The following is a 25,807-nucleotide window of genomic DNA, read 5'->3' on the forward strand; positions in this document are numbered from 1 at the left end:
CACTACATAAATACAACAAAACAACTTCGTTTATTCCATAGTTTTAGCGTCAATATGTTGATACGCTCTAATACTTTAGATAAAATGCTGCTATGGAGGGATTCGCAATGAACGGCTTTGAACGAAGAAAACAAAAAAAGACCGAGCAGATTTTTGCAGCTGCATGCTCGCTGCTTCAGAAATACGGCTATTCCAAAGTAAGCGTCAACGAAATCGCGGCCGCAGCGCATGTGTCGCCGGCAACGGTATTTAATTACTTCGGGACGAAAGAGCAAATGTTCGCGGAGATGCTCGAGGATTGGATGGACAAGCAGCTGGCGAAGTATGAAGAAATTTTGGAATCGTCTCTTGCGTATCCGGAGAAGCTGAAGGCTGTCATGCTGGCCGAAGCCGGCCAATTGAAGTTTTTGTTAGAAGACCTGCGAGACGTACAGCATTTGCTGGGGAACCGCAGCGAGGAGAAGTTGAGGCAATTTTTCATGAAGCTGATTGCGAAGGGGAGAACGGAAGGATATATTCCGATGGAATTTGCCGATGAGCTCGTGCAGCGGTATTTGAACATGTACTTGCGCGAATTCCGACAAGGGGTGGACCCTTCCCAAGCGGAACCGATGCTGCGGTTATTTTTCTACGGGCTGTCCAACACCTGAATATCGCACCGGGCCATCGCCCATTTCCGTTGCGTTCCGCTTCCGCCAGCATACGATAATACAAAATACTGGAAGGCAGGTGGATTCAATGCCAACCAAACCGCTTCTCTTCAAGCCGATCAAATACCGCAACGTCGCATATTCGTTCTCCATCACGTTCCCCCGCTGGTGGGATTCGTATACGGTTGTCGACAAAACGACTTGCAGCGATGAGCCCGAAACCACGATCTCGTTCCGTTTCCGTTACCGCGGCCGTGTCTACGATCCGATCGTCACCTTGATCATAACGCCGTTCAATACCGCAGAATGGCATCATGCATACGCCGATTCTCCACTTGTATACCTTGGGGAACATGAAGGACGCACGTATGCATATATTCTCCCCGAGGAGCTTCCGGACGCTTTCCTTCGCTCCGATAAGCAGGATTATGACTATCAGCGCTACGGACGGCAAATCAAACTGCTGAAAGCGATGGTTGCGCAAGCGCCGCTCGTTATGAAGTCGTTCGCTTTCTTCCCTTCAACGTCCAGTTAGGGATTAGCTTTTGCGAAAAGGTTCGATTTCATGCTTGCCGATCAGCTGATTCAGCTCCTTCAGGAACATGCTGATGTCTTTGAACTGACGGTATACGGAGGCGAACCGGATATATGCGACCTCGTCGACGGGGTACAGCTGCTCCATGACGAGCTCGCCGATTTCCCGGCTGTCCACTTCCGTACGTGCCGTGTTCCGCAGCTGAAGCTCCACTTCAGATACGATCATTTCGAGGCGCTCCATCGAAACGGGGCGCTTCTCGCATGCCCGGATCAAACCGCGCAGCACCTTTTCCCGGTTAAATTCTTCGCGGCTGCCGTCCTTCTTGATCACAATAAGGGGCGTCTCCTCGACCATTTCAAAAGTCGTAAAGCGTTTGGAGCAGCTTTCGCATTCCCGGCGGCGGCGGATCGATTTATTTTCGTTGGCGGAACGGGAGTCGAGCACCTTTGTGCTGGTATGATCGCAGAACGGACATTTCATTGAAGGACAAGCCTCCTTTATATACAGAAGTTGAGGAAGCGGACGACGCATTTTTCCCATATCTTGCTTGTCATGTCTTCCGGGAAACCGAGACATAATAGGTTTACCAACGACAAGGAGGTGAACAGACATGGGTGCAGGACAATCTCGTAGCAGCAACGTACTGGTTGTGCCGCAAGCAGGCCAAGCGTTGGATCAACTGAAATACGAGGTAGCGCAAGAGCTGGGTATCCAAGTGCCGCAAGACGGTTACTATGGTTACATGGCTACTCGCGATACTGGTGCCATCGGTGGTCATATCACTCGTCGCTTGGTGCAAATCGCTGAGCAAACGTTGGCGGGTCAATCCCGTTAATAGCGAATCGCGATTAGCATCGTCTTCATGATCTAGAGAGGGAAGCATAGGCCCGGACGCTTCGGATAGAGCGCCGGCCTATGCTTCTTTTCTATTTCGGAGATGACGACCATTCGTCGGCATAAAGCTTGTGATACTTCTTCCAATAGTATAAGACCCGTTGAACGTAGTGCCGGGTTTCCCCGAACGGAATGTCCTTAATATTCTCCAGGGTTCCGTCCCATGTCCCGGCGTCCTTCCATTTGTCGACATTACCTTGCCCGGCATTGTAGGCTGCAGTCGCATACAGCAAGCTTCCGTCATAATGCTTGAGCAGCCAGCTCACATACCAGGAGCCTAAATTAATGTTGACGCCAACGTCATGCAGCTCGTCCAGCGTATGCTTCGGATGCCCTCCCGCTTCAACGATCCACTGCGCCGTGTCCGGCATGATTTGCATCATCCCGATGGCGCCCTTTTTGGATTGCTGGCCGGTTTTGTAATTGCTTTCCACACGAATGATCGCTGCGATGAGGAACGGATCCAATTCATAATTCGCGGCGCTGTCCCGAATTTCCTGCTGGTAGTAGATCGGGTAAAGCTTCTTCGCAACAAACGTGCTGTTCGCAAACAACATACCGACGAATGCGATAAGGAGCACGGCGAATACCCGTTTCTTGCGGAACACCGCTAGGTAAGGGGCAAGCTTGACCAGAATGCGTCCACCTGCCTTTCCGTATTTGCCAGGGTATCGCTGTTGTCGATTACAATGTCAGCCCGGTTCCGTTTCTCTTCGATCGGAAGCTGCGCCGCCAGCCTTTCCTCCGCTTGTTGAACGGAGAGTCCGTCGCGCTTGACCAGCCTCTCCAACTGCATCGCACGCGGACAATAGACGACCATGATCCGATCCACCATGTATTCCAGCTTGCTTTCATAAAGCAGCGGAATGTCGAGCACCACGAGCCGCTCCGGCGCTTCACGCTCATAGCGCTCCTTCCGCTCCCGCATCAATGCGCGAATCGGCGGATGAAGCAATCCCTCCAAATCGCGGCGGGCTTCGTCATTCCCAAATACAATCGAACCTAGCTGCTTGCGATTGAGCGTTCCGTCGGGGTTCAGAACAGCCTGTCCGAACCTCTGCGCTACGGCGGCAAGCGCCGCCGTCCCGGGAAGCACGACTTCCCGGGCAATTTGATCGGCGTCGATTACGATCGCGCCGCGCCGGGCGAGCATCGCCGCGACCGTGCTTTTGCCGCAGGCGATGCCGCCTGTCAATCCTATATTCATGTGCGATAAACGCCCCTTTGTGCGTCATGCCGTCGATTAGACATTATAAGAATAGCTTCATAATTCCCATTGCGATCAATACGCAGCCGGGCAAATACGCCAGCCGCCGCATCCAGTCGGTCTCGGCGTATTTCAGCCCTACCTTTAAACCGGCGGCGATGAACGTTCCGCTGGCAACAGCAATAACAATGGAGGTGAGCGCCGGCGAAAAACCGATCAGCCCGGCACCAATCCCCGCACCAAACGAGTCCAAGGAAAGCGCAATGCCCAGCAGCATCGCTTCGGACACGGAAATGTTGCCCGATTTATCGACGTCGGCAGCCATCGGTGTACGCAAAATTTGCACGACCAGACCAAACCGTCGAAGCTCCCATGTAAAAATGTGACGTACCGACTCCCAATCCTCAGTGCGCTCCATTTCATTCGTTTGCTCTCGCAGGCTTGGGGACACGCCCGAATCAGGGGTTTCTGCGCTATCGTCCTTCTGTCTCATAATTTGTACCAGCGCCCAAAGGCCGATGCCGATCAGAATTAGCGCACCGATGACCTTGGCTGACTCGGCCGACAAGTAAGTCGTAAACCAGGTGCCGATCAGCATCGAAGCAAAGATGACGACCCCCGACCAGAGCGAAACGACGACGAGTGCAGCGAGCGGAATGCGGATTTTGCGCAGCCCGTACGTGACGCCGACGCCGAAGCCGTCCAGCGAAACGGCGAAAGCAAGCAGCAGCAGCGAAGCATAGGAAAGCATCGTACCCCTCCAATCGCATCTTCTTCATGTAGAATATGCGGTGAAGGGGGATAGGTGCATGCCTACTCGCGACGCTTGCCGGCGCGCCGCTTCTTCAGAGGCTGGCAGTTTGCGCAAGTGTGCGTGCCGCGGCCGCCGACGACGGACTTCTCCACCGTGCGGCCGCACCGGACGCACGGCTCGCCCTCGCGGCCGTAAATTTGCAGCTGATGCTGGAACAAGCCGATCTCGCCCTGGCCGTTCACATAGGACTTAATCGAAGAACCGCCGACTTCGACGGAAGCGCGCAGCGTCTGGATGATCGCTTCGTGCAGCCGCTCAAGCTCCTGCTTCGTCAGCGAGCTGGCCAGCCGTTCCGGGTGAATGCCGGCCAGAAACAAAGACTCGTCCACATATATATTGCCGATTCCAACGACATATTCTTGATTAAGCAGAATCGGCTTAATCTTGCCGGTTTTGCCTCGCAGCGCGCCGCGAAACGCCTCCAAAGTGAACGCTTCGTCGAGCGGCTCGAGGCCTAGCTTATGCAAGGGGGCCTGCTTCAAATCTTCTCCTATCGGAAAAACGTGCATCGTCCCGAACTGCCGGACGTCCTTATAACGGAGCTCCGTCCCGTCCGTGAAGGCGAAGATGACATGCGTATGAGGCTCCAGCTCATCTTCGGCAGCATATAGGCCATAGCGTCCTTCCATCCGGAGATGCGATACCATCACGACGTCATCCATCAGAAAGCGAAGGAATTTTCCTCGCCGCTCAATATCGCGAATGGTCTGGCCTTCAAGGAGAAAGGCGAACTGCTGCGTATCTTTCGGGTGCTGCACGATCCGGGCCAGCCGGACTTCAACTCTCTCAATGGTCTTCCCGACGACTAGCCGCTGCAGCGTACGGCGTACCGTCTCCACCTCCGGAAGCTCCGGCATGCGATGTCCTCCTTCGCCCTAGTTTCCGGTTACTTCGCGTCGTACCAGGTCGGTCCGTAGTCGGCCTCCACCTTCAGCGGAACGTCGAGCTCAATCGCCTGCTCCATCACTTCGGGTACGATTCGTTTCATGATCTCCAGCTCGTCCGGCGGCACCTCGAACACCAATTCGTCGTGCACCTGCAGCAGCATACGGCTCTTCAAGCCTTCGGCTTGAAGTCGCTGCGCCATCTGCACCATCGCCAGCTTAATAATGTCGGCAGCCGTTCCTTGAATCGGCGTATTCATCGCCGTCCGTTCCGCGAACGAACGAAGGTTGAAGTTCGAAGCCGTAATTTCCGGAAGATACCGCCGGCGCTGCAGCAGCGTTGTGACATACCCGTCGTTGCGGGCGGTTTGCACGATATCGTCCATATATTTGCGAACACCTTGGAACACGGCAAAATATTGCTCGATAAACTGCGCCGCTTCCCTGCGCGTAATATCCAAGTTTTGCGACAGCCCGTAATCGGATATGCCGTACACAATCCCGAAGTTGACCGCCTTCGCCTGACGGCGCATGTTGGCGTCGACCTGATCCGCCGTAACGCCGAATACGTCCATCGCCGTCTTCGTATGAATATCCATGTCGTTCAGGAACGCTTCCTTCAGGCGCTCATCTCCCGAGATGTGTGCGAGGACGCGAAGCTCGATTTGCGAATAATCGGCTGTAAGGATGAACCAGCCCGGCTCGGAAGGCACGAACACCTGCCGGATCTTTCGGCCTTCCTCGAGACGGATCGGGATGTTCTGCAGGTTCGGGAACTGGGAGCTGAGTCTTCCCGTCGCGGCAATCGTCTGGCGGTAATACGTATGCACTTTGCCGGTCTTCGGATGAATTTCCTTCAGCAGCCCTTCCACGTACGTGGATTGCAGCTTGGCGAGCGAGCGGTACAGCAAAATATCCTTGACGATCTCATGGTACGGCGCCAGCTTCTCCAGCACTTCGGCATCCGTCGAAGGACCGGTCTTTGTCTTCTTCCAGACCGGCAGTCCGAGCTTCTCGAACAATACTTCGCCGAGCTGTCGCGGCGAGTTGATATTGAACTCCATCCCGGCATGCCGGTAAATGCTCTGCATAATGCCGGCGAGCTTCGAGCCCAGGTCTTGTCCGTATGCGCGCAGCCCGTCACCGTTCACTTTAATCCCGGTAAGCTCCATACCGGCAAGGACGACGGAGAGCGGCTGTTCTAAATCGTAGTAGAGCCGGTGCATGTCGCCCTGCTCCAGATCGCGTTTCATAAGCGAGGCCAGTCTGTGAATGACCCGCGCTTTGCGGCACAGATGCTCGGCGAGCTTCGCCTGCTCGGGAACGCTGAATTTCGCTCCTTTACCGAACACCGACTCGTCGCTTGCAAGCGCCGGCAGCCCGTATTTCGCAGCGAGCCCGTCGAGAGCGAGCGCCGATTCTGTCGGATCCAGCAAATAAGCGGCCAAGTGAACGTCGAAGCTGACGCCGCGCAGCGGCAAGCCGAGCCAGGCGAGCGATACTTCCGCCTTATGCATGTCGAACATCGCCTTCGGCCGATCCGCATCGGCCAGCCAGTCGCGAACCGGCGCCGCAGCCTCGCTAAGCAGCACGCCAATCGGCATGTAATAGCCGCGGCTTTCCCCGGCGCCGTCTTCACCGGTCAAATAGAACGCCGCTCCGAGCACCTCCGCTTGATGCGGGTTCTCGCCAACCGATTCGATATGAATCGATTCAATATCCGGCAGTGCTTCCAGCAGCTCGCCGAGCGACGAGACGTCGACGGTAACGACATGCAGCGCTTCCGTTTCGGCAGCCCCTTCCGCTTCGGCGCCGCCCGCATCACTGCTGCCGAAATCCATTTTCTCCAGCAGCGATTTAAATTCAAGCTTTCGGAAGGCTGCCTGCAGCGTAGGACCCTTGAAGCCGCTATAGGAGAGCTCGTCCCATGCCGGCACATCCGGCACGTCGCGGAAAATCGTAGCGAGCTTCTTGCTGAGCCTTGCGTCCTCGGCATGCTCACGGATTTTCTCGCCCATCTTGCCTTTGATGCCGTCCGCTTGTGCGAGCACCTCTTCAACGCTTCCGTATTCCTGAAGCAGCTTGAGCGCCGTCTTCTCGCCGACCCCGGGAATTCCCGGGATGTTGTCCGACGCGTCGCCCATCAGTCCCTTCAAATCGATGATCTGCATAGGCTTCAGACCGTACACTTCCTGCAGATGGGCAGGGTTAAACCGCTCGACTTCACTGATTCCTTTGCGTGTAAGCGCAACGGTGACGTGCTCGGAAGCGAGCTGGAGCATATCTTTATCTCCCGAAACGACGGTAACGCTCATGCCTTTCTCGTCGGCCATGCGCGTCAGCGTGCCTATAATATCGTCAGCCTCGTAGCCTTCACGTTCGTACTGCGGAATCGAGAACGCCTTCAACAGCTCTTTCAGCAGCGGGAACTGCTCCGACAGCTCGGACGGCGTTTTCTCCCGTCCACCCTTATATTCGGCATAACCTTCGTGCCGGAACGTCGCCTTCCCCGCATCGAATGCGACCAGCATATGCGTCGGCTTCTCTTCCTCGATGAGCCGCAGCAGCATCGTGGTAAAGCCGTAAACGGCATTCGTATGGAGTCCGGCCGAGTTTGTCAGCGGCGGCAGTGCGAAAAAAGCGCGATAAATGATACTGTTTCCGTCAATTACAACTAATTTATTCATCCGGACACCTCGCCCATCCAATACTCTCATCATCATACCATAAATATCAACATAATCTAAACTAAGTACGATTACCGGGAGGGTTGCCGCCATGAGCTCCTGGTTCAGAAAGGGCCGCAAGAAAGCATTGTTCTTCGACATGAACAATACGCTGGTCGACCGCCGCCAATGCTTCCATGCCGGCTTTATCGAGGTGCTTAGTCAATTCACGGCGAGATGGGAAGCAGACAGCATCACCGAGATAGGAACGCCCGAGGATGCTCTGCTTGCTTACAAGGCCGAATGGAGCAAACGCCGCAAGCAGCCGGTCCGTGAACCGCTCAGCTCGGATGAGCTGCGTTTCGTGTGCTTACGCAAAGCGCTGGAACCGTACCCGCTTAAAGTGAGCGAGGCGTTCTCGCGCGCCTTCTTCCAGCAGGTCGAGATGGCCGAGGAAGGCTACGTAACGTTGTTTCCGCATGTGCTCGAAACGCTGGAGAAGCTGTCCGGCACGTATCGCCTCGCGATTATCAGCAACGGCCGCCGGGATCGTCTCGAGTCCAACCTGGCCCGGCTCGGCCTCGACCGCTTTGTGCCGCGCGAGCGATTGTTCAGCTCCGAACGGGACGGTCCGCGCAAGCCTCATCCCGACATCTTTCACAGCGCTATGAGGGCTGTTGGCATTCGCCCGCAGGAAGGCGTCATGATCGGCAATTCGTGGAAGCAGGACATCGTCGGCGCCGTAGACAGCGGCATGGATGCCGTCTGGATTCATCCCGCCGGAGCAAAGAAAATAGCCCAGCGCAAGCTGGGCCGGGGGCAAGTTGTAATCATTCGTGCGTTTCATCAGCTTCAAACCATTCTATGATCGGGGATCCTTTCTAACTCCAATTCCTCGCTGTCTGCGCTGACGGTGCTGCTTATCCGGTGAGCGACGAAGACGCTGCCTCGGTGCGATTTCGCTTGCTTCTTCAGCGCAGCCGAAGCTTGGGAGATTTGTTCCTGTGTAATGGAAGACGATCCGTCGCATTCGATCAAGGACAGCGACAGCGTAACGCCGTCATTCTCGATGCGATTGCCGTGCCTGTCCTCCACGTAGTGAAACTCTTCCCCTTCATAGAACATGCGTACTCCTTGCTCAAATCGGCGGATCATCTCCGCACACAGCTTCGAGCTGCTCTCCGTCGACGTCAGCACAATAAAGTCGTCGCCTCCAACATGACCGACGAAGTCCAGCGGCGTACCGCACACGGCGATCGATTGCTGGATAATATCAGCCGTGTACTGGATGAGCTGATCCCCTTTCTGAAACCCGAAACGGTCGTTAAACCATTTGAAGAAATCCAAATCGATATAGATCACACAGAACATCTTGTTGTCCAGAAGCCGCTTGCTCAGCTCACGGTTGATCTGCAGATTGCCAGGCAGACCCGTGAGCGGCGAGGCGACGCGGGCCGTCTCCGTACGTATGTTCGTGATCGTCTCGAGTATGGAACGAATCGTCGCCGTGCCGCTCATTCGTCCATCCTTCGTAATAATAACAAGATCGTATAAATTATGTATGGAACGTGAAGTCGCTTGCTGAGACACTTGCTCAACCGGTGTCGTCTCGTCCACAACCAAGGGCTGGCGGTCCATCAATTGATCGATCGTTCGATTCCAGAAGAGGGAGAACCCGTATTGGCCTGCGAGCTGCTGGAACAGTCTTTCCCTCATCAGCAATCCGACCGGCCGATCGTCCGAAACGACAACCACGGCTGGAGCCTCAGGGTGCTTTTTGAAATATGACGCGGCTTCCGAGATCAGATCGGTCGGGGCAAAATGCTTAATCGGCGTCGCCAAATCCCCGATTGTCCAGTAGCCGGTCCACGCCTGCGTCTTCCGATGCGCTACAATCGTGTTGACCAGTTCCGGGGAAATGACGGCCTGCTCCCGGGACGGGTGAGCAAGCAAATAACCTTGTGCATACTGAACCCCCATTCTCGTCAGCTTGACAAGCTCCTCTTGCTGCTCGATCCCTTCGGCGATCAAACCGATGTTCAATTTTTGCGTGAACGTGACGAACGTTTCAAGAATACATTCTTTAATTTTGTCCTGGTGAATATTTTCGATGAGGGAACGATCCACTTTAATAAAATCCGGCTGCAGCTCGGCAATCGCTTGAAGCGAGGAATAGCCCGCCCCGGCGTCGTCGATCGCGATCCGGTACCCTTGCTTGCGATAATGCTGCAATATTTTTTTGGCTAATGCGAAGTCTTCAATGGAGCTTCGTTCCGTAATCTCGAATACGACATTGTGAGGCCGCAGGTTGTATGTCTCCACCACCTCCAGCGTCTTACCCGGCACAAAATGTGGATCATAAATAATATGAGAGGAAATGTTAATAAATAGCATTTGCTGCTGGTTATCGAGTCTTACGCTGCTGATTGCCTTCTCCCGCGCCAGCCGGTCCAACACATACTGCTGCCCGTACCGCTCGGCGAAGCCGAACAACTGCAAAGGGGAATGCAACGGGCTGCCGGCAGGTCCCCGTGTGAGCGCTTCGTAGCCGACGATTGACGCGGATTCCAGCGAAACAATCGGCTGATATACGGAGTATATGGACTGTTCTTGTATGATCTTGTGAAGTTCTGCGAGCCACTTGTCCCCTTCGGGTGTACCCGCCTCAGGCAGCTTTTGTCCAATGGCCATACCGCTCATCATCCTTATCCGAGCAAGTTTCGTATAGCCTATTATACCATGTGACTTGTTTCGACATGTTAAGCGAATGTAAATTGATTGTAAATATTAGCCTAGAAGTCCCGAATATTTATGTCCTATTTTCGACAATCCCGCAACTGGTGGCGCAAAAAAATCCGCCTCAAACCAGAGGCGGATTCCCGTAACCTTATACGTTCAAATCTTTTCGCTTGCCTGTCACCATGTAAATGACGCCTTCTCCGATATTCGTTGTATGGTCGCCAACTCGCTCAAGGTGATTCGCAACGAGCATCAGGTGGGTCAGCTGCTTATTCTTTGTGATGTCAGTTCCCATAAGCGCCACGATATCGGACATAATTCCGCTGTACAGCTTGTCGACCCTATCGTCCTTATCGGCAAGCGATGCGGCGCGATGAACATTGCGCTCCGTATAGGACAGCAAACTTTCCCGCAGCATTTCTTTGACGATCTCCGCCATTTGCGGAATATCCTGAAGAGGTTTCACCAGCTCTTGGCCGTTCAGACGAATCGTAATTTTGGCGATGTCGACGGCATGGTCGGCGATGCGCTCCAAATCCGTAGCGATCTTGAGCGCAGTTCCGATAATGCGCAGATCGCTGGCCATCGGCTGCTGCAGGGCAATAAGGCGCAAGCAAAGCTCGTCGATATGACGCATCGCTTCGTCGATTGCGTCGTCACTATCGATCACTTCTTTCGCCAAGTTCAAATCCAACCGAGACAACGAATCGACTGCATTATGTATGAGCTGTTCGACGCTCTGCCCCATATCCAGCAGCTGTTTCTGCAGAGCGTCTAATGAATGGTGAAACCCTGATCTTGTATCCATGCCAGTCGTCTCCTCCTAATCCCTTTAACCAAACCGTCCCGTGATGTAATCCTCTGTACGTTGATCGTTTGGATTTGTGAAAATTTTATCTGTTTTATCCGTTTCTACCAGATTCCCATTCAGGAAGAAGGAAGTTACGTCAGAGATACGAGCCGCCTGCTGCATATTGTGGGTAACAATAATGATTGTGTATTTTTCTTTTAAAGTCTGCGTCAGCTCTTCTACCTTCAGAGTTGAAATCGGATCAAGCGCAGAAGTGGGCTCATCCATCAGCAGAACGTCCGGCTCGACCGCAAGCAGCCGGGCTATACATAACCTTTGCTGCTGTCCGCCTGACAATCCGAGAGCTGATTTATTCAAACGATCCTTCACTTCATCCCACAGAGCGGCTTGCTTCAGGCTTCTTTCTACAAGCTCGTCCAAGTTTGCTTTCTTCTTGATCCCGTGAATACGAGGGCCATACGCAATGTTGTCATAAATGCTCATCGGGAACGGATTCGGGCGCTGGAACACCATTCCGACCCTCTTGCGAAGAGAAACAATATCGGTCTCTGAACTATAAATATCCTGACCGTCAATCATAATGCTTCCCGTAATTCGAACGTTATCGATCAAATCGTTCATTCGATTTAAAGTACGCAGAAATGTCGATTTACCGCAGCCCGAAGGACCAATCAGCGCCGCAATCATGTTGCTTTCGATCGTCATCTCGATGTCGTGAAGCGCGTGATTGTCGCCATAATACAGATTTAACTTATTTACTTTAATTTTATGCTTCGCGGACATCGATTATTTCCCCCCGGATAATCTTTTTTGAATCATTCGGCTTGGTATCGCAATCAGAAGGTTGAACACCAGTACGACGATCAGCAGCAAAGCTGCACTGCCCTGTGCAATTTGCTTGGCATCCGGTACAAGAGCTTCGGATTGCACGTACCATAGATGTACGGACAGAGTTTCGCCGATTTTCATCGGGTTGAAATCCGGGAAAAAGCGGGATACGGACAAACCTGCCGTATAGATCAGGATTGCGGATTCGCCGAGCGCTCTCCCGGCAACCAGCGTAATCCCGGTAATCAGCGTCGGAAGAGATGCAGGCACCAGCACTTTGCGAATAGCCTGCCACTTCGTGGAGCCGAGTGCCAAGCTGGCTTCCCAGTAAGAGTCAGGCACAGCCCGAATCCCTTCTTCCGTAACCCTCACAAGTACAGGGAGATTAAGAAGAGCCAGCGTGCAGGCACCACCGAGAATGGAGAATTTCCATCCGAAGTAACTGGCGAAGAGCAAGTAGCCGAACAAACCGAAAACGATGGAAGGTACCGAGGACAATGCCTCAACCGAAATCCGAATCAAGTTCGTAAATCCGGTTTTCTTAGCGTAAACGGCCAAATAAATCCCGGCACCCATACCGATAGGCAAAGACAAAACCAAGGAAAGGAACAATATGTAAAACGAGTTGAAGAGCTGAGGTCCCACGCCGCCGCCGGCGCTGATTTCTTCCGGTTTCCCCGTGACGAAATCCCAAGTTACATACCTCAAGCCATCGCCTAAGATGCGGAATAAAAACCAAGCTAGAAGCAGGATAATGAGAATGCCCGAAAACCAAAGCAGCGCAGTGGCAATTCGATCAGCAACTTTGCTATTCATTTGAGCTCCGACCTCCTAGCCACAATTCGGATAACAAGGATCAACAAAAGGGAAATGATCAAGAGCATAAGCGCCATCAAATACAGCGCGTTATTCCAAGTTGACCCATAAGTCGTATTGCCCATATCTTTAACGATGGCTGTCGTCAATACCGTAGCCGATGAAATCAAAGTCTTCGGCATTTGCGGAGAGTTCCCGATCACCATGAATACCGCCATCGTCTCCCCCATCGCTCTTCCCATACCCAAAATGACTGCCGTCAGAATTCCGGGACGTGCTGCAGGAATCAGCACCTTCCATATTGTCTGCCAACGGGTCGCACCCAATGCAAGCGAAGCCTCCTCCAGCCTGCCGGGCAGCGAACGGATCGCGTCCTCCGAAATCGATAAAATCGTCGGCAAAATCATGATGGCCAAAATAATCGCCGCGGGAAGAATCCCGTACCCGGTCCCCCCTACCACTTTACCGATGAACGGAACCACTACGGTTAAACCGACTAAGCCGTAAACAACGGAAGGAATTCCGACGAACAGATCCGTCGCCGGACGTAAAATTTCTCTCATCCACTTTGGAGCGATTTTGGCCATAAAGATCGCTCCCGCCAGTGCTAAAGGCAGCGAGAACACAACGGACAGCAAAGTTAAAAGAATGGTGCTGTACAGAAAAGGGAATGCGCCGAATCTATCGCTGGACGGAGTCCAGTCGGTGGAGAAGAAAAACTCCAATGGCGATACATCGGTAAACGTCTGAAGACCTTGTATGCCCACGAAAATGATAATCGAGAAAATTACTGCAGACACAAGAACAGCACTAGTTACGAAAACATACCGCATCGTCTGGTCCGTACGATTCTGCAACCGGGTCCAAAGCGATGGTTTCAAGGACGTAATCTGCTGCTTATTCGCTTTCTCATCGAATTTATCCGCATAGGTTTCCAACAGGTGATCCTCCCTAATTACTCGGCCGTCGCAATAAGGCTGAAGACCGAAAGCTATTCTTTATCATACGTTTATTTTGTAAAGACAATGTGAATGTTTTGTAAACTCAGTGTAAAAAGTTGTCGATAACCTATGTCGAAGATTCGATTCGAGCCCTTTCCTATGCATACAAAAGAGGATGGCGTTATACACCATCCCCCTAAGTTGACTTTTCTTACTTCTTCAGCAGGTTGGCAGGCAGGAAGCCCAGCTTCTCTACTTGATTGTTTTGGAAATCGTCAGCCATGATGAAATCGATGAACGCTTTCGTTGCGCCTTTAGGCTCGCCCTTCGTATACATACGCTCTTGGCCGTAAAGCTTGTAAGTGCCGTTCTTAATGGTTTCTTTGCCGAAAGCTACACCCTCAAACTTCAGTGCTTTCAGCGTGTTGTCGATGTAAGGAGTATCGATATAACCGATGGCGCCGGAAGTTTGAGCAACAGCCGTCTTCATTGCACCGGAAGACTCTTGAGTTACGCCTTCTTTGGAGAACTCCGTCTTTTCCATAACCAGCTGTTGAACCAGCTTACGGGAACCGGAGGAATCCGGACGGTGAATCAGCGTAATCGGCAGATCTTTACCGCCAACTTCTTTCCAGTTCTTAATTTTACCGGAATAGATATCAGCTGCTTGCTGTTTAGTCAGGCTTTCAACATTAACGTCGTTGTTAACAACGAGCGCGAAAGCAGCGATCGCTACGATGTGCTCTTTCAGACCCTTGTCGGCATACTCTGCTGCAGCTGCAACGTCAGAGTTACCGATGTCGGAAGTACCTTCTGCAACGTTCTTCACGCCGGTACCGGAGCCGCCGCCCGATACGTTGATGGTTGCTTTAGGATGCTTCGCCATAAATTGCTCGCCTGCCGCTTTAACCAAAGGAAGAAGTGCAGTCGAGCCGGAAGCTGTAACTGTACCTGTGATCTCTTCGGACTTCGGAGCTTCCTTCGGTGCGTTTGTTGCAGGTGCTGTTGCTGCCGGCGTTTGTGTTTGTGTACCGCCAGCATTGCTCGTGTTATTGTCTGTTTTGCCGCATGCGGCCAGGACCCCCACAGTCATTACTGCTGCTACTGTCAAGCTAAGTACTTTCTTCGACATTGCTTTCATTTCAGCATGTCCTCCTTATATGTTTTTCACTCCTAAAGAATCTTAACAATAGTTTGTTAACTGAGTGCAATCAATCTGTAAAGTGAATGTAAAAATTCCGCAAAGTTTACAGCGATGCATTCGACAAAAATTAACATCAGTTTGACCCATCCCGGAATTTCTTCCTATATAATTAAGACTACAATGCTAAATATTTCTTAAAGAGGTGACCTTATGTCCTACCTTGCCAAATTCAAAATGCAGCCGTCGATGCGACTTCATCTTCTTCTCAGTTTCGGGATTGTCGCTGTTATTTTTATTGCCGTTGCTTTGATTAATTACTCGCAAATTCACCATGTTCATAGCCAGATTCAAACGCAAAACGACAAAACTCAGCTGCAGCTCAAGGCGCTTGAACTTCGCGAAATGGTTCAGGAAATGAACATTATCGCATCCGGACTCGAGATTTCAAAGAAGCCCGAGTATATCGAAAAATATGCGAAAGCCAAAGTGAAATACAATGAGATGATCAAGATTGTCGGCGACACTGCGGTAACGGACGAGATGAAAGTATGGCGCAGCCAGTTGATTAGCGCTTCGAATGATTATATCGCCAATTTCGATACAGCCGCGCGTCTGATTCAAGACGGAAACATGAAGCAAGTCGATCTGGACAACAACATGGTTTACTTGTACGGCGAATCTCTTGACTTGATGCAAAGAATTTTCGGAATCGTCGATAAATTTTATAATTATTATTCCAATGAAGCCGAGTTGGCCGCAGAACAAACGGACACTCTGCTTTCCAATGTGTCCCAAATGATGCTCGTTGCAGGAATAATTGTTGTTATTGTGACCGTTATTGTCGCTTTCATCCTAAATCGATCGTTCATGGGCCCTCTGCACCAGCTTCAGCATGCCGTCAGTCGAATTGCGGCAGGCGATTTGCGCCATAAGATCCGTTCCGCCCGTCGCGACGAGCTAGGTCAGCTTAGCAATCATTTTGACGCGATGATCGATCAAGTCCGCAGCATGATTAACGGAACGCAGCAAATTGCATTGTCCGTTGCCGAGCACTCCGATTCATTTCGCCGGTTTTCCGGTATGACTGCAGCAGCGAATGCGGAGATCGTTCGTACGATTGACGACATTTCTCGCGGCGCGAGCACCCAGGCGGAATATGCGGAGCGCAGTGCTTCCGTCATTTCGGGCCTTGAGGAGGAAATTATCGATATTTCCGCTTCAACCGACCTTATGCTCAATATGAGTCATGAAGCTTCCTCGCATACCGAGCATGGTACGAAATCCGTTCGAGAATTGCAGAACTCGGCCTCTCAAGCTCAGCTTGTTCTCGACCGGGTCATGAGCGAAATGAATCATCTGAAAGCCAGTTCGCAGCAGATCGGAACGATCAGCAAAACCATTACCGAAATATCTACCCAAACGCATGTACTTGCTTTGAATGCCGCCATTGAAGCCGCCAGAGCCGGCGTACACGGCAGAGGCTTCTCCGTCATCGCTGAAGAGGTCCGTAAGCTCGCTGAAGAGACAAGCCGGTCATCCAAATCTATTGCAGCCATCATCTCCTCTCTTCAGAACCAAATGATTGAGCTGCAGTCTGCCGTACAACATGCCAGCCAAGCATCTTCGGAGCAAACCCACAAGGTCAACGATACGATTGCCGCATTCGATACGATTTTCGCATCCATGGGGCAATTGGCGGAACAAATCCATCACATTCACTTGAAGATCGATTCGGTGAAGTCGAAGAATGAAGATTTGGTTGCAGTGGTACAGCAGGTTGCAGCCGTTGCCGAAGAAACCGCAGCGAGTGTGCAAGAAGTCGGGTCCACTTCGATTGAGCAGGATAACGCCATTCGAAAAATCGCCAAAGAATCCGAGGAGATCCATATGCTGTCACAGCAGTTATTTAACGAAATTAGCAAGTTTCGGATTGAGAAGGAAGACACGGTAGAGTCGGATGTTCGTCAAAATCAACCCCCTGCGGCACAGGATCACTCTAAACTGACGGCATCGGATGCGGTACCGGAAGCGGAAACGGAAACGGCTGCGACAGAAGAAGTGAATATTGTAGAAGAAGTATGTGTTACGGAAGAAGCGAGTGAAGCGGATATAGTGGATACAGCGAATCCAATCGATTTGGCGGCATCGACGGACCATGATTCGGACAATGAAGCGGCGGAGCTGGAGACGAAAGATAAGTCGGAAGCTGACGCCCGGGAAAACGAAGTGAAACAAGAGAAAGAACAGGCCGAACAAAAGGGAAAAGAACCCGTACTTGTATAAAAATAGTGTTCTTAGCTTCCTGGAGTCTATTAACGGAATAGCTCTTCCAACATTTGTGGGATGCAGCTCCTTCCAAACAAGGCTACAATAGGTTCGGGAGGAGATCACTATGAAAATGAATAAGCGCATCGTTACTATGTTTGCATCCGTCGCCGTCTTTTTATCGTTGACTACTACCGCTCTTGGCGCAACTGGAACCGTGGAACGCTCCGTCAATTTCCGGTCCGCACCGTCCACATCCAGTTCGGTATACGGGCTCCTGAAAACCGGTACTACGTTTACGCTCGTTGAGAAAGTAAACAGTTATTGGTACAAAATCAGCGTAAACGGCAAAACCGGTTACGTATCGCCAAGCTATGTGAAGCTGAATTCAACAAGTTCCGCTCCAGCGCCTGCACCTGCAAGCACTTCGAGCACAAAGGCCGACCAGGTCATTAGCAATGCCCGCAGCTTGTTGGGCAAAGTGACTTACGAATACGGCACGAATAACGCACCGAGGGTTATGGACTGTTCCGCCTTCACCAAGTACGTATTCGGACAAGAAGGCATCTCTCTGCGCTGGGGAACCCGCTATCAGAAAGACGCCGGCAGCTACGTATCCCGCTCTAATCTCCAGAAGGGCGACCTCGTCTTTTTCCGTGTCGGCAGCTCGTCCGGAATCGGACATGTAGGCATTTACATCGGCAACGGCCAAATGATACATAACAGCCCGTCCAATCAGGGCGGCGTCGGCATCACGTCGATCACTTCCGGTTATTGGGCCGATCGATACGTGACTGCACGCCGGGTTCTGTAAGACATAGGATTCGATACCGCATCCGCCGGAAGGCGCATGCGGTTTTTTTTGCTATAGCTATAATGGATGTATGGCAACCACATTTCGGAAAGGGGATATCTCGCAATGGCACTTATTCAATGCGATTTTTTTTCGGAAACGCTCGGTTTGTCTACGTCGATGACGGTCATTTTACCGCAATCAACCCGCTCCCAGATCGGCATGGAGGGCAAAGCCGCGGGCGGCAAGCATCCGACGCTTTATTTGCTGCACGGCTTATCGGACGATCACACGATCTGGCTGCGCCGAACGTCGATAGAACGTTATGTTGCCCACCTGGGACTAGCCGTTGTCATGCCGGCCGTTCATCGCAGCTACTACACGAACATGGCGGAAGGCCTTAACTACTGGACATTTGTCAGCGAAGAGCTGCCGGCGCTGGCCCGTTCCTTCTTTCCGCTATCTTCGGCGCGAGAGGACAATTTTGCCGCAGGGCTGTCCATGGGCGGTTACGGGGCTTTCAAGCTCGCGCTGCGGCGTCCCGAGCAATTCTCGGCTGCCGCCAGCTTGTCCGGAGCGTTGGATGCCTATCGATCGAACGGCTTGAATGCGGAGGAAGTGCGGCGCATCTTCGGCGAACCAGGCAGCACCGCTTCCGACAACGATCTGTTTGTGCTTGCCGAACAAGGCGCAGCGCAGCCTGCTCTGGAACTCCCTAAGCTTTATCAATGCTGCGGGACGGAAGATTTCTTATATCACGATAACATCCGTTTCCGTGATCACGCTGCACGTCTGGGGCTGGACTTGACGTACGAGGAGGGCCCCGGTACGCACGAATGGGGATATTGGGATGAGCAAATTCGCCGCGTGCTGGATTGGCTGCCGTTACGGAAATAGCTGCGCCGGCTGTCTTTCACGTAGGACCCCGAACAAAAATGGAAAAACGGCGATATCCGCTAAGGAATCGCCGTTCTTTGCCGCTGGTTTATCTGCCGATATAAACTTGCGTCCGCGGATCCGTGTTGTCCCGTTTGATATGCTCCACATTTTCTTCATTCAGAGCGAATCCAACCATCTTCCACGTCGTGCGGCCGAGAGTCAGATCACCCGGAAATTTTTCCCCGCGGTGTAAAATCTCTTCCCTGCCCGCCTCGTTCACGTAAACGCCATCGACTTCAACCTCGTCACCGGTCATAGCTTCAATATGATTATCGGGAGTATTATCGATCATTGCAGCAGCCTCCTTAAATCGACGGGCGATTCGGTTCTTTGAATTTCGCTTCGTTCTGCGTCAGCTTATTGCTCTTGACGCTTTGCGCCGACGACGTCTCATCGAGCATAGCTTGCTGCTTCTGCTTCAACGTTTTCTTGCTCATCGTAGATGCCCTCCCTAATGACAAGAGATTTGTATGCTCCCGTAGTATGTGTCAATGCAGCGATTCGCATCCTTAATTCCGAAACAAAGAACAGGCCCCTGTCATGGGACCTGCTCTCTGTCAAGCCGCCAACCGCCGTACTACATCGCTTGCGGATATTGCGCCAGCACATCTTTGGCTTGTTCCATATGGGCTTGATGAACTTTCAGCTTTACCAATGCTCCGTTAGCGGGCATACTATCGGCCTGGGCGATGCCCGAAGCCATCATAGGATCCGTTTCGGTCACCAGTTTACATTTGATTTGTTTCGATTTCAGATGTTCATATTTCGCCACGAGATCTTCGGTACGCGGTCCGGCAGCCGTTTCGAGCACTTTCCATTGCGACTTTCGCACTGAGAGCCATGCGCCAAGAGCGACCAAGCCAACCAGCAACAAAATACCAGTAACCATGTCCATGTACAGCACCACCTTAGGCAAATTTTGGGTTTGCATTCGGATGTTAGTGTCGTCCATTTGACGGCGTGGAGATGCGGCTGTGCTATACATATACGTATGAATATCCAGGTTTTTGGGGGGTAGACGTCGACGAATGGCGTGCCGACGAATGAATCGATGACTCGTTTGCGCAAGATCATTTCGTAGTGACCGGTGTGATGCCCGTAATCTCAAGCTCCGGCTCACGAAATCTCCCTTCTCCGTCTACATGTTTTGCCGGTTCAGCATAAATACGATAACCCCGATGTCCTCGGCCAGCCGCCAGTCAAAAAATATATCGTTCACCGGCCTGCGGAAAATGTCGCTGAACGTACCGTTGTGGTGGAAGCTCGATTTTTCCAGCTCTTCCTTCGTCATTAACAGCTCGTGGTCAAAGCCTTTGCGATGGAGCGCCTTCTCGATCGGGACAAGCAGCCCGCGGCGGACGACCAGGACGACGTCTGCATGAAGCTCTCGCGTCTCGATGCGGTCGGGGACTTTCTCGACCAGGGCGCTCAACCGGCTTACTTCGCTCTTGAGCTCTGCCGCATAGAATGGATGTGTGACTTCCCCTTCTCCCCTGTCGGGCCGCTTATTTTGCAGCTCCAGCAGCAGCATCCCGGTATTATTCGTATAACTCCAATCGTCAAACCAGCGGTCGACCGGAGAGTCCATGACCATTTGTATGACACCGCGAAGCTCCGGCATCAGTGCAGAGATAATTTGCCTGCGGGCAGCGCGGACTACGTCCAGATGGCCGTCCTTGAGCAGCACTTCTTCCATCGAAGTGAGAAAGCCATGAATATATATGCATACGTAAGCACCGTCGGCATAAACCGTACAGTTCTCGATTCGGCAACCGAATAACCGCTCCAGCAATTCGTTCGTGTACTCCGCAATACGGTCCGATGCTTCTCGATTGTTCATGGGTATACCTCACGTTCACATAGCATTCTTGGTTAAGATGTCCATGAAGTCTTTCTCATTATTCATGTCATTGGCGTGAACCGGCTGTAACCCGCCTTCCATGCCAAAAAAACTCGACGCTCCCGCTCGGAACGTCGAGTTTCCTTGTTTGTTTCAGTCATTCTTTAGCAAGTTGTACAGCACCTGCGCACCTTCGGCGCGAGTTGAACCGGGAACCGCTTTGCAGGCTGGCCAGAATCAGAACCGCAAAACGCGCCCGCAGGAGCGTCCCCCTCCCCATAGCCTCACTACTTCGTCATCGATTCGACATCGATGAACGGCACGGTACCGCCGGTTACGTTCGGAAGCTTACCGTCCCATTTGGCAATCGCCTCTTCTTGAATCTCAATCTGCTTCAGCATAATCAAATCCGGCGTTACTTCCTGCTTCTTCAGCTTCAGCGCCTCCGCTTCCGCCTGCGCCTGCGCGACCTTCTGCTGCGCTTCAATCTGCACCCGCTTCAAATCGTTCTCCGCCTTCAGCGCCTGCTGCTGCGCCACCTGCTTCGCCTCAATGGACGCGTTGAACGCATCGCTGAATTTAAAGTTGACGATGTTAATGTCGTTCACGACGAGATTGTATCTTGCCAGCCGCTTCGTCAGCAGATCATGCACCTCGTTCGACACCACATCGCGCTTCGCAATCAAATCTTCCGCCGCGTATTTGGCCGTAACTTCCTTCACAATTTCCTGAATGGCCGGAGAGATAATAACCGTATCATAGTTGGCGCCGATATTGTTCATCAGGTTAAACACCGCAGCTTTGTCGACGGAATAGTTGACGACCACGTGCGTCGACACTGGCTGTAAATCTTTGGAGGACGCGGAAGTATCCGTTTCGGCTTTCGTTACCTGAGTATTCACTTGAATGATCGACTGCACGAACGGAATTTTAAAATGCACACCGGGATTCAACACATTGTCGCTTAGCTTGCCGAACGTCTTGTACAAGCCGACATGACCGAATTCTACGGTTGAAAATCCGCTGAAGCCGATAATGAGTGCCGCCACAACCGCAATACCGCCTACGATCGCCCGCTTGAGCCCTTTAGCCTGTGCCGCCGTTGGGGCTTCCTGCTTCTTCTTTCCCATTTCCGGAAACATGCCGATCCCTCCATCATTTCTGTATGTTTAACCGTACACCAAGTAGTACGGCTCTCCTTCGTCCGAAGTTCCACGGAAATTCTTAAGAATTTCGTAATAAATAGGGTAGGGAAAAAGTTCGTTCTCTCGCTTATGATGGAATTCGGGCGGCCTCCGCCGTCCCATCCGCACATTACTTGAGGAGAAAGCGCATGAATAAGCACCCTTATACGATCTTGGTCGTTGACGACGACCCGGACATCCAGGACGCGATTGAGATTTATCTCAACAACGAGCAATTGAACGTGGTCAAGGCCGGCAACGGCGTTGAAGCGCTGCAGAAGCTAGAACAGCAGGACGTCCATCTGATCATCCTGGACATCATGATGCCGCAGCTCGACGGACTCAAAACAACGTTCAAAATCCGGGAGTCCCGCAACATTCCGATTCTGATACTGTCGGCGAAGACGGAGGATACGGACAAAATCATAGGTCTCAACGTCGGAGCCGACGATTATGTCGGCAAGCCGTTCAATCCGCTGGAGCTCGTCGCCAGAGTGAAGTCGCTGCTTCGCCGTTATACGCATCTCGGTCCATACGGCGGAGGGGGCACGGCGAACGATTCAATGCTTCAGGTGCGCGGTTTGACGCTGGACAAAGCCACCAAAGCCGTAACCGTAGACGGAGAAGCAGTACGCTTGACGGCGACGGAATTCAAAATTCTCGAGCTGCTGATGGAGAACAAAGGCCGTGTATTTTCCATCGAGGAAATTTACGAGAAGGTGTGGAAGGAGCCGTCCTACAATGCCGACAACACGGTGGCCGTCCACGTAAGGCGTATCCGCGAGAAGATTGAAATCAATCCGAAGGATCCGAAATATGTTAAGGTGGTGTGGGGCGTTGGCTACAAATTGGAAAAATAAACAGGTTACTCTGGCAGCCTGGCTGCTGGCCTTCTGCTTAACGTCCGTCGCGCTTCTTTCCGCCGCCGATATAACGGCGAATAGAGCACATTTAAACAAAAACTATTATTTTCAAAGCTCGGCTTTCTATGACCAGTTGTATCTTAACTTCAATCTTATTAAGTATGTACATGTAGACAACAGAGACTATATGGTGTTATCCGATGCCAATAAAATCGGCGAAGAACGGCTCGCGGCATGGAGAAAAGAATACCCGAATCTGCCCCTGGCGGAGCTGGAGCAACGGCTGGAGCTCCGTAAGAAAGAGTACTTGATTTACAAAGACAAGGAAGTAAGTGACGTAAAGAAGAGCTTGTCCATGCGCAAATCGTACTTCTCTTACTATATTGTTGATAAATCACGAAATGCCACTTACTCGAACGTCGGGTCCTATGAGCCTGAGGCCGCAACGATTGCATCCATGCTGTACAGCATCCGTTTGCCGCAAACTAAGCTTAGCGACCCGAGGTTGTTTATTATCAACGATTATTTCAAGGATAACCAGCTGGAAGGCATTTTCATGATCCCGAGCAGCTACTCCGGCACGGACAGTGTGATCCACAATGATTACCGGTATTACCAATCGATCGGTGAAAGAGTGGAGAAGGAGATCTATTTGGCGCTCCTGTCCGCGGTTCTAGCGACTCTTCTGTACTTTGTCCTGATCCGAAGCTCCGGCTGGGACCGTCACTACATTCGGAGAAGTCTCACGTTTGTCCGCCTTGTTCCCGTCGATGTACGGTATGCGCTGGCTGCCGTATTGACCGCCGTCACGGTGTCCGTGGCTAACGAAACGACGCTGTTCCGGCTCCCGATTGGCGCGGACACCGTACTGCTGCTTTTCGGACACACGCTGATGATGTCTCTCCTCGCTCTGCTCGCCATCGATGCGTGGGCGCTCAAGAAAGATCGCGGACTGCGAAGCGAGGCTTGGCGGAACAGCTTATGGCGGCGGATCGGCGAGCGCGCAAACGATTCGGCGATCAATCGGAAGATTGAGTTGAAGATGGTTACGGCCGCCGCCCTCACCGTCTTGCTTGGCATATTCCTTTGTGTTTTCTTCGCTACTATGCAGACCGGGCTTGGTAAGAAAACCATATTGTTCTTTGGCTTATACATCCTCTTGTACGCACTCGTCGCCGTACCTTACGGTATAGGCCGAATAAAAACGCTCAAGCAGCTGCTGGCCGGAACGGAGCAGATCGCCGCAGGGCAAATGAACGCCTCCCTCGTCTTGCCTGGGGGCGGATATACGGCACAGCTCGCCGGCTATATCAACAACATGAGACTGGGGTACAAGCTGGCGCTGGAAGAACAGATGCGGAGCGAGCGGCTCAAGGCGGAGCTCATTACGAACGTCTCGCATGACCTGAAGACACCGCTGACTTCGATATTGAATTATGTCGATCTGCTGAAGAAGCCGACCTTATCCGCTGAAGAAACGGCATCCTATATCGAAATTCTGGACCGTAAAGCGCAGCGGCTCCGTGTGCTCATCGACGACTTGTTCGAAGCCTCCAAAATGGCCAGCGGCGCCGTCGAGCTGCAGCTCGAGCCCGTCAACGTCGTTTCGCTGCTGGAGCAGGCGCTCGCCGAATTTGAAGACAAGCTCGCCGAGAGATCGTTAACATTGCGGCTTAGTGTCGGGAAGAACCGCATCGAAGCGGAGCTCGACGGGAAGAAGACGTGGAGAGTGTTTGAAAATTTGATCGGCAACGCCGTCAAATACGCGCTTCCGAACACACGGGTTTACGCATCGCTTACGGAAACCGAGAACGGCATCGCCTTCTCACTGAAGAATGTATCCGCTTATGAGCTCGACTTCGATGCGAGCGAGCTGTTCGAGCGGTTCAAGCGCGGCGACAGCTCCCGCCATACGGAAGGGTCGGGGCTTGGCCTGTCCATTGCCAAGAGCATCGTCGAGCTGCAAGGCGGCAAGCTGCAGATCGAGCTTGACGGCGACTATTTCAAGGTCGTCGTTCTGCTGCCGAAGCGGCCGACCGCCGGCTTGCTTTGAGCGCACCTGCCAGACAACGTGCTTGATGCAACGCCGAACCGCCGCAGAGCGGACGTTACAAAATCAAAAGCACTGTCGTTGACGGAGCGGCGGGGCTTTCCTGCAGAACGAACACACGGCCGGGTCCCCGCGTTCCTAAGCAACCGGCTTTGCACGCCGCGGCCATACGAACGGCAGCAGCATCAATACGAATACGGCGAAGGCGATCAATTCCTCCACGAGCAAATAATACGGGTAAGGCCCCAGCACATCCAATATCGACGGCGTGCCCGGCTTGTGCCGCAGGAACATGTAATTGGCCTCCAGCACATAATCCGCCGTCCCCACGATGACGAGCAGCACGTTCAGGAACAGCATCGCCGTCCCGAGCGACCGCCACGTAGGTCGATACTGCTCCACCCATGTCATATACAGCGGCGCCAGTATGATCGCGATATGTGCAATAAAGAAATGGAAGAAGCGGAAATGCGGAAACGGATACAGCAAATTCGGCGTTAGCATCGCCATCATCGCCCCGCCGATGCCGGCGAAATACAAAATCTCATACAATCGGCGGCTGCGCGTAAACAGCATGACGATCGACAGCAGGAGCGACATGCTGCACAGCTCGAGCGGCAAGCTGTACTGCAGGTCCCACAGCCGCTCCGACGTATACCATCCGTACAACGTAAGCTCCGGTACGAGCAGCATGCCGATCAGCAGGAAGCGTATCCCGTCACGCAGCGGCGGACTCTCCCGAATCGTACGCCGGAACGCATACATCGCCGCCGCGGCGACGATGAGCAGCGCCACGCACAGCAAGTGAACCGCCGAAAACATCACAAACGGATCGGCGACATGCGGGTTGAAAAAATCAGCCATTGCCGTGTATCCCCCTTTTTCTCTATGCAGCGTCAAGACACGAATGCAAAAAACCGGAGGCAAGCAGCGCCTCCGGT

The 25,807-nt window shown here is 52.5% G+C and carries 27 protein-coding genes; 9 read left to right on the forward strand and 18 right to left on the reverse strand.

All coding sequences use genetic code 11. The features are described 5' to 3' along the window. Window positions 1-107 precede the first annotated feature (107 nt). On the forward strand, window positions 108-650 hold the full coding sequence (locus tag ACFFK0_RS27740) for a TetR/AcrR family transcriptional regulator (protein WP_377474125.1): 543 nt from the start codon (window positions 108-110) through the stop codon (window positions 648-650). Between the two features lie 88 nt (window positions 651-738). Then, window positions 739-1,185: a hypothetical protein gene (locus ACFFK0_RS27745; RefSeq protein WP_377474127.1), complete on the forward strand. Its 447-nt coding sequence runs from the start codon at window positions 739-741 to the stop codon at window positions 1,183-1,185. Window positions 1,186-1,188: 3 nt separating this feature from the next. On the opposite strand, the gene nrdR is transcribed toward ACFFK0_RS27745, so the two are convergent. Beyond that, window positions 1,189-1,668: a transcriptional regulator NrdR gene (gene nrdR / locus ACFFK0_RS27750; protein ID WP_377474129.1), complete on the reverse strand. Its 480-nt coding sequence runs from the start codon at window positions 1,666-1,668 to the stop codon at window positions 1,189-1,191. 130 nt (window positions 1,669-1,798) lie between these two features. On the opposite strand from nrdR, the gene ACFFK0_RS27755 reads away from it, so the two are divergent. Next, window positions 1,799-2,023 (forward strand): alpha/beta-type small acid-soluble spore protein, encoded by a 225-nt coding sequence (locus ACFFK0_RS27755; RefSeq protein WP_377474131.1) that lies wholly within the window; start codon window positions 1,799-1,801, stop codon window positions 2,021-2,023. A 91-nt stretch (window positions 2,024-2,114) separates the two neighbouring features. Here the strand turns inward: ACFFK0_RS27755 and ACFFK0_RS27760 are convergent, their stop codons facing one another. From ACFFK0_RS27760 to polA, 5 genes are all read right to left on the reverse strand, one after another. Beyond that, a complete protein-coding gene (locus ACFFK0_RS27760) occupies window positions 2,115-2,690 on the reverse strand; it encodes a lytic transglycosylase domain-containing protein (protein ID WP_377474133.1) in 576 nt (191 codons plus the stop codon). A gap of 2 nt (window positions 2,691-2,692) precedes the next feature. After that, window positions 2,693-3,289: a dephospho-CoA kinase gene (gene coaE / locus ACFFK0_RS27765; protein ID WP_377474134.1), complete on the reverse strand. Its 597-nt coding sequence runs from the start codon at window positions 3,287-3,289 to the stop codon at window positions 2,693-2,695. Between the two features lie 43 nt (window positions 3,290-3,332). After that, the gene (locus ACFFK0_RS27770) at window positions 3,333-4,040 is read right to left on the reverse strand and encodes an MntP/YtaF family protein (RefSeq protein WP_377474136.1); all 708 of its coding nucleotides are present in this window, start codon (window positions 4,038-4,040) and stop codon (window positions 3,333-3,335) included. A 62-nt stretch (window positions 4,041-4,102) separates the two neighbouring features. Next, complete coding sequence (gene mutM, locus ACFFK0_RS27775) at window positions 4,103-4,960, reverse strand: DNA-formamidopyrimidine glycosylase (RefSeq protein WP_377474138.1); 858 nt, start codon at window positions 4,958-4,960, stop codon at window positions 4,103-4,105. A gap of 29 nt (window positions 4,961-4,989) precedes the next feature. Continuing rightward, entirely contained in the window at window positions 4,990-7,674 is a 2,685-nt protein-coding gene (polA, locus tag ACFFK0_RS27780; protein ID WP_377474140.1) for a DNA polymerase I, read from the reverse strand. A gap of 91 nt (window positions 7,675-7,765) precedes the next feature. Here polA and ACFFK0_RS27785 point away from each other — a divergent pair, with 91 nt between their 5' ends. Continuing rightward, on the forward strand, window positions 7,766-8,521 hold the full coding sequence (locus ACFFK0_RS27785) for an HAD family hydrolase (protein ID WP_377474142.1): 756 nt from the start codon (window positions 7,766-7,768) through the stop codon (window positions 8,519-8,521). Here the strand turns inward: ACFFK0_RS27785 and ACFFK0_RS27790 are convergent. The 6 genes from ACFFK0_RS27790 to ACFFK0_RS27815 form a co-directional block, all read right to left on the reverse strand. Further along, window positions 8,506-10,344 carry a GGDEF domain-containing protein gene (locus ACFFK0_RS27790; protein WP_377474144.1) on the reverse strand — a complete coding sequence of 613 codons (1,839 nt, stop codon included), beginning with the start codon at window positions 10,342-10,344 and terminating at the stop codon, window positions 8,506-8,508. The two genes, ACFFK0_RS27785 and ACFFK0_RS27790, sit on opposite strands and share 16 nt — an antisense overlap. A gap of 196 nt (window positions 10,345-10,540) precedes the next feature. Continuing rightward, a complete protein-coding gene (phoU, locus tag ACFFK0_RS27795) occupies window positions 10,541-11,200 on the reverse strand; it encodes a phosphate signaling complex protein PhoU (RefSeq protein ID WP_377474146.1) in 660 nt (219 codons plus the stop codon). A gap of 24 nt (window positions 11,201-11,224) precedes the next feature. Beyond that, complete coding sequence (gene pstB, locus ACFFK0_RS27800; protein ID WP_377474148.1) at window positions 11,225-11,986, reverse strand: phosphate ABC transporter ATP-binding protein PstB; 762 nt, start codon at window positions 11,984-11,986, stop codon at window positions 11,225-11,227. A 3-nt stretch (window positions 11,987-11,989) separates the two neighbouring features. Continuing rightward, entirely contained in the window at window positions 11,990-12,847 is an 858-nt protein-coding gene (gene pstA, locus ACFFK0_RS27805; RefSeq protein WP_377474150.1) for a phosphate ABC transporter permease PstA, read from the reverse strand. After that, a complete protein-coding gene (gene pstC / locus ACFFK0_RS27810) occupies window positions 12,844-13,680 on the reverse strand; it encodes a phosphate ABC transporter permease subunit PstC (protein ID WP_377474196.1) in 837 nt (278 codons plus the stop codon). The genes pstA and pstC overlap by 4 nt, the downstream gene beginning before the upstream one ends. 319 nt (window positions 13,681-13,999) lie before the next feature. Next, window positions 14,000-14,929: a phosphate ABC transporter substrate-binding protein gene (locus ACFFK0_RS27815; protein ID WP_377474152.1), complete on the reverse strand. Its 930-nt coding sequence runs from the start codon at window positions 14,927-14,929 to the stop codon at window positions 14,000-14,002. A gap of 213 nt (window positions 14,930-15,142) precedes the next feature. On the opposite strand from ACFFK0_RS27815, the gene ACFFK0_RS27820 reads away from it, so the two are divergent. The 3 genes from ACFFK0_RS27820 to ACFFK0_RS27830 all read left to right on the forward strand — a co-directional run bounded on the left by ACFFK0_RS27820 (window position 15,143) and on the right by ACFFK0_RS27830 (window position 18,887). Beyond that, the gene (locus ACFFK0_RS27820; protein WP_377474154.1) at window positions 15,143-17,215 is read left to right on the forward strand and encodes a methyl-accepting chemotaxis protein; all 2,073 of its coding nucleotides are present in this window, start codon (window positions 15,143-15,145) and stop codon (window positions 17,213-17,215) included. A 109-nt stretch (window positions 17,216-17,324) separates the two neighbouring features. Continuing rightward, the gene (locus ACFFK0_RS27825) at window positions 17,325-18,011 is read left to right on the forward strand and encodes a C40 family peptidase (RefSeq protein WP_377474156.1); all 687 of its coding nucleotides are present in this window, start codon (window positions 17,325-17,327) and stop codon (window positions 18,009-18,011) included. A 105-nt stretch (window positions 18,012-18,116) separates the two neighbouring features. Next, complete coding sequence (locus ACFFK0_RS27830) at window positions 18,117-18,887, forward strand: alpha/beta hydrolase (protein WP_377474158.1); 771 nt, start codon at window positions 18,117-18,119, stop codon at window positions 18,885-18,887. 88 nt (window positions 18,888-18,975) lie between these two features. On the opposite strand, the gene ACFFK0_RS27835 is transcribed toward ACFFK0_RS27830, so the two are convergent. The 5 genes from ACFFK0_RS27835 to ACFFK0_RS27855 form a co-directional block, all read right to left on the reverse strand. After that, window positions 18,976-19,221: a hypothetical protein gene (locus ACFFK0_RS27835; RefSeq protein WP_377474160.1), complete on the reverse strand. Its 246-nt coding sequence runs from the start codon at window positions 19,219-19,221 to the stop codon at window positions 18,976-18,978. A gap of 13 nt (window positions 19,222-19,234) precedes the next feature. Next, window positions 19,235-19,366 carry a hypothetical protein gene (locus tag ACFFK0_RS27840; protein ID WP_377474162.1) on the reverse strand — a complete coding sequence of 44 codons (132 nt, stop codon included), beginning with the start codon at window positions 19,364-19,366 and terminating at the stop codon, window positions 19,235-19,237. A gap of 140 nt (window positions 19,367-19,506) precedes the next feature. Next, window positions 19,507-19,824 (reverse strand): hypothetical protein, encoded by a 318-nt coding sequence (locus ACFFK0_RS27845; RefSeq protein ID WP_377474164.1) that lies wholly within the window; start codon window positions 19,822-19,824, stop codon window positions 19,507-19,509. Window positions 19,825-20,067: 243 nt separating this feature from the next. Beyond that, the gene (locus tag ACFFK0_RS27850) at window positions 20,068-20,769 is read right to left on the reverse strand and encodes a Na-translocating system protein MpsC family protein (protein ID WP_377474166.1); all 702 of its coding nucleotides are present in this window, start codon (window positions 20,767-20,769) and stop codon (window positions 20,068-20,070) included. 287 nt (window positions 20,770-21,056) lie between these two features. Further along, window positions 21,057-21,911, reverse strand: coding sequence for a prohibitin family protein (locus tag ACFFK0_RS27855; RefSeq protein WP_377474168.1), 855 nt, complete (start codon window positions 21,909-21,911; stop codon window positions 21,057-21,059). Between the two features lie 191 nt (window positions 21,912-22,102). Between ACFFK0_RS27855 and ACFFK0_RS27860 the strand changes: the two genes are divergently transcribed. Together ACFFK0_RS27860 and ACFFK0_RS27865 are read left to right on the forward strand one after the other, a co-directional pair. Next, the gene (locus ACFFK0_RS27860) at window positions 22,103-22,813 is read left to right on the forward strand and encodes a response regulator transcription factor (protein WP_377474170.1); all 711 of its coding nucleotides are present in this window, start codon (window positions 22,103-22,105) and stop codon (window positions 22,811-22,813) included. Beyond that, window positions 22,791-24,869 (forward strand): sensor histidine kinase, encoded by a 2,079-nt coding sequence (locus ACFFK0_RS27865; protein WP_377474172.1) that lies wholly within the window; start codon window positions 22,791-22,793, stop codon window positions 24,867-24,869. The genes ACFFK0_RS27860 and ACFFK0_RS27865 overlap by 23 nt, the downstream gene beginning before the upstream one ends. Window positions 24,870-25,004: 135 nt before the next feature. Here the strand turns inward: ACFFK0_RS27865 and ACFFK0_RS27870 are convergent, their stop codons facing one another. Then, entirely contained in the window at window positions 25,005-25,730 is a 726-nt protein-coding gene (locus ACFFK0_RS27870) for a YwaF family protein (protein ID WP_377474174.1), read from the reverse strand. Window positions 25,731-25,807 lie beyond the last annotated feature (77 nt).

The organism is Paenibacillus chartarius, from assembly GCF_042432825.1.
Classification (GTDB): domain Bacteria; phylum Bacillota; class Bacilli; order Paenibacillales; family NBRC-103111; genus Gordoniibacillus; species Gordoniibacillus chartarius.

Coding starts and splice junctions, on each gene's coding strand:
- ACFFK0_RS27740 (WP_377474125.1), top strand. CDS start 108: ATGAACGGCTTTGAACGAAGAAAACAAAAAAAGACCGAGCAGATTTTT.
- ACFFK0_RS27745 (WP_377474127.1), top strand. CDS start 739: ATGCCAACCAAACCGCTTCTCTTCAAGCCGATCAAATACCGCAACGTC.
- nrdR (WP_377474129.1), bottom strand. CDS start 1,668: ATGAAATGTCCGTTCTGCGATCATACCAGCACAAAGGTGCTCGACTCC.
- ACFFK0_RS27755 (WP_377474131.1), top strand. CDS start 1,799: ATGGGTGCAGGACAATCTCGTAGCAGCAACGTACTGGTTGTGCCGCAA.
- coaE (WP_377474134.1), bottom strand. CDS start 3,289: ATGAATATAGGATTGACAGGCGGCATCGCCTGCGGCAAAAGCACGGTC.
- ACFFK0_RS27770 (WP_377474136.1), bottom strand. CDS start 4,040: ATGCTTTCCTATGCTTCGCTGCTGCTGCTTGCTTTCGCCGTTTCGCTG.
- mutM (WP_377474138.1), bottom strand. CDS start 4,960: ATGCCGGAGCTTCCGGAGGTGGAGACGGTACGCCGTACGCTGCAGCGG.
- polA (WP_377474140.1), bottom strand. CDS start 7,674: ATGAATAAATTAGTTGTAATTGACGGAAACAGTATCATTTATCGCGCT.
- ACFFK0_RS27785 (WP_377474142.1), top strand. CDS start 7,766: ATGAGCTCCTGGTTCAGAAAGGGCCGCAAGAAAGCATTGTTCTTCGAC.
- ACFFK0_RS27790 (WP_377474144.1), bottom strand. CDS start 10,344: ATGGCCATTGGACAAAAGCTGCCTGAGGCGGGTACACCCGAAGGGGAC.
- phoU (WP_377474146.1), bottom strand. CDS start 11,200: ATGGATACAAGATCAGGGTTTCACCATTCATTAGACGCTCTGCAGAAA.
- pstB (WP_377474148.1), bottom strand. CDS start 11,986: ATGTCCGCGAAGCATAAAATTAAAGTAAATAAGTTAAATCTGTATTAT.
- pstA (WP_377474150.1), bottom strand. CDS start 12,847: ATGAATAGCAAAGTTGCTGATCGAATTGCCACTGCGCTGCTTTGGTTT.
- pstC (WP_377474196.1), bottom strand. CDS start 13,680: ATGCGGTATGTTTTCGTAACTAGTGCTGTTCTTGTGTCTGCAGTAATT.
- ACFFK0_RS27815 (WP_377474152.1), bottom strand. CDS start 14,929: ATGAAAGCAATGTCGAAGAAAGTACTTAGCTTGACAGTAGCAGCAGTA.
- ACFFK0_RS27820 (WP_377474154.1), top strand. CDS start 15,143: ATGTCCTACCTTGCCAAATTCAAAATGCAGCCGTCGATGCGACTTCAT.
- ACFFK0_RS27825 (WP_377474156.1), top strand. CDS start 17,325: ATGAAAATGAATAAGCGCATCGTTACTATGTTTGCATCCGTCGCCGTC.
- ACFFK0_RS27830 (WP_377474158.1), top strand. CDS start 18,117: ATGGCACTTATTCAATGCGATTTTTTTTCGGAAACGCTCGGTTTGTCT.
- ACFFK0_RS27835 (WP_377474160.1), bottom strand. CDS start 19,221: ATGATCGATAATACTCCCGATAATCATATTGAAGCTATGACCGGTGAC.
- ACFFK0_RS27840 (WP_377474162.1), bottom strand. CDS start 19,366: ATGAGCAAGAAAACGTTGAAGCAGAAGCAGCAAGCTATGCTCGATGAG.
- ACFFK0_RS27845 (WP_377474164.1), bottom strand. CDS start 19,824: ATGGACATGGTTACTGGTATTTTGTTGCTGGTTGGCTTGGTCGCTCTT.
- ACFFK0_RS27850 (WP_377474166.1), bottom strand. CDS start 20,769: ATGAACAATCGAGAAGCATCGGACCGTATTGCGGAGTACACGAACGAA.
- ACFFK0_RS27855 (WP_377474168.1), bottom strand. CDS start 21,911: ATGTTTCCGGAAATGGGAAAGAAGAAGCAGGAAGCCCCAACGGCGGCA.
- ACFFK0_RS27860 (WP_377474170.1), top strand. CDS start 22,103: ATGAATAAGCACCCTTATACGATCTTGGTCGTTGACGACGACCCGGAC.
- ACFFK0_RS27870 (WP_377474174.1), bottom strand. CDS start 25,730: ATGGCTGATTTTTTCAACCCGCATGTCGCCGATCCGTTTGTGATGTTT.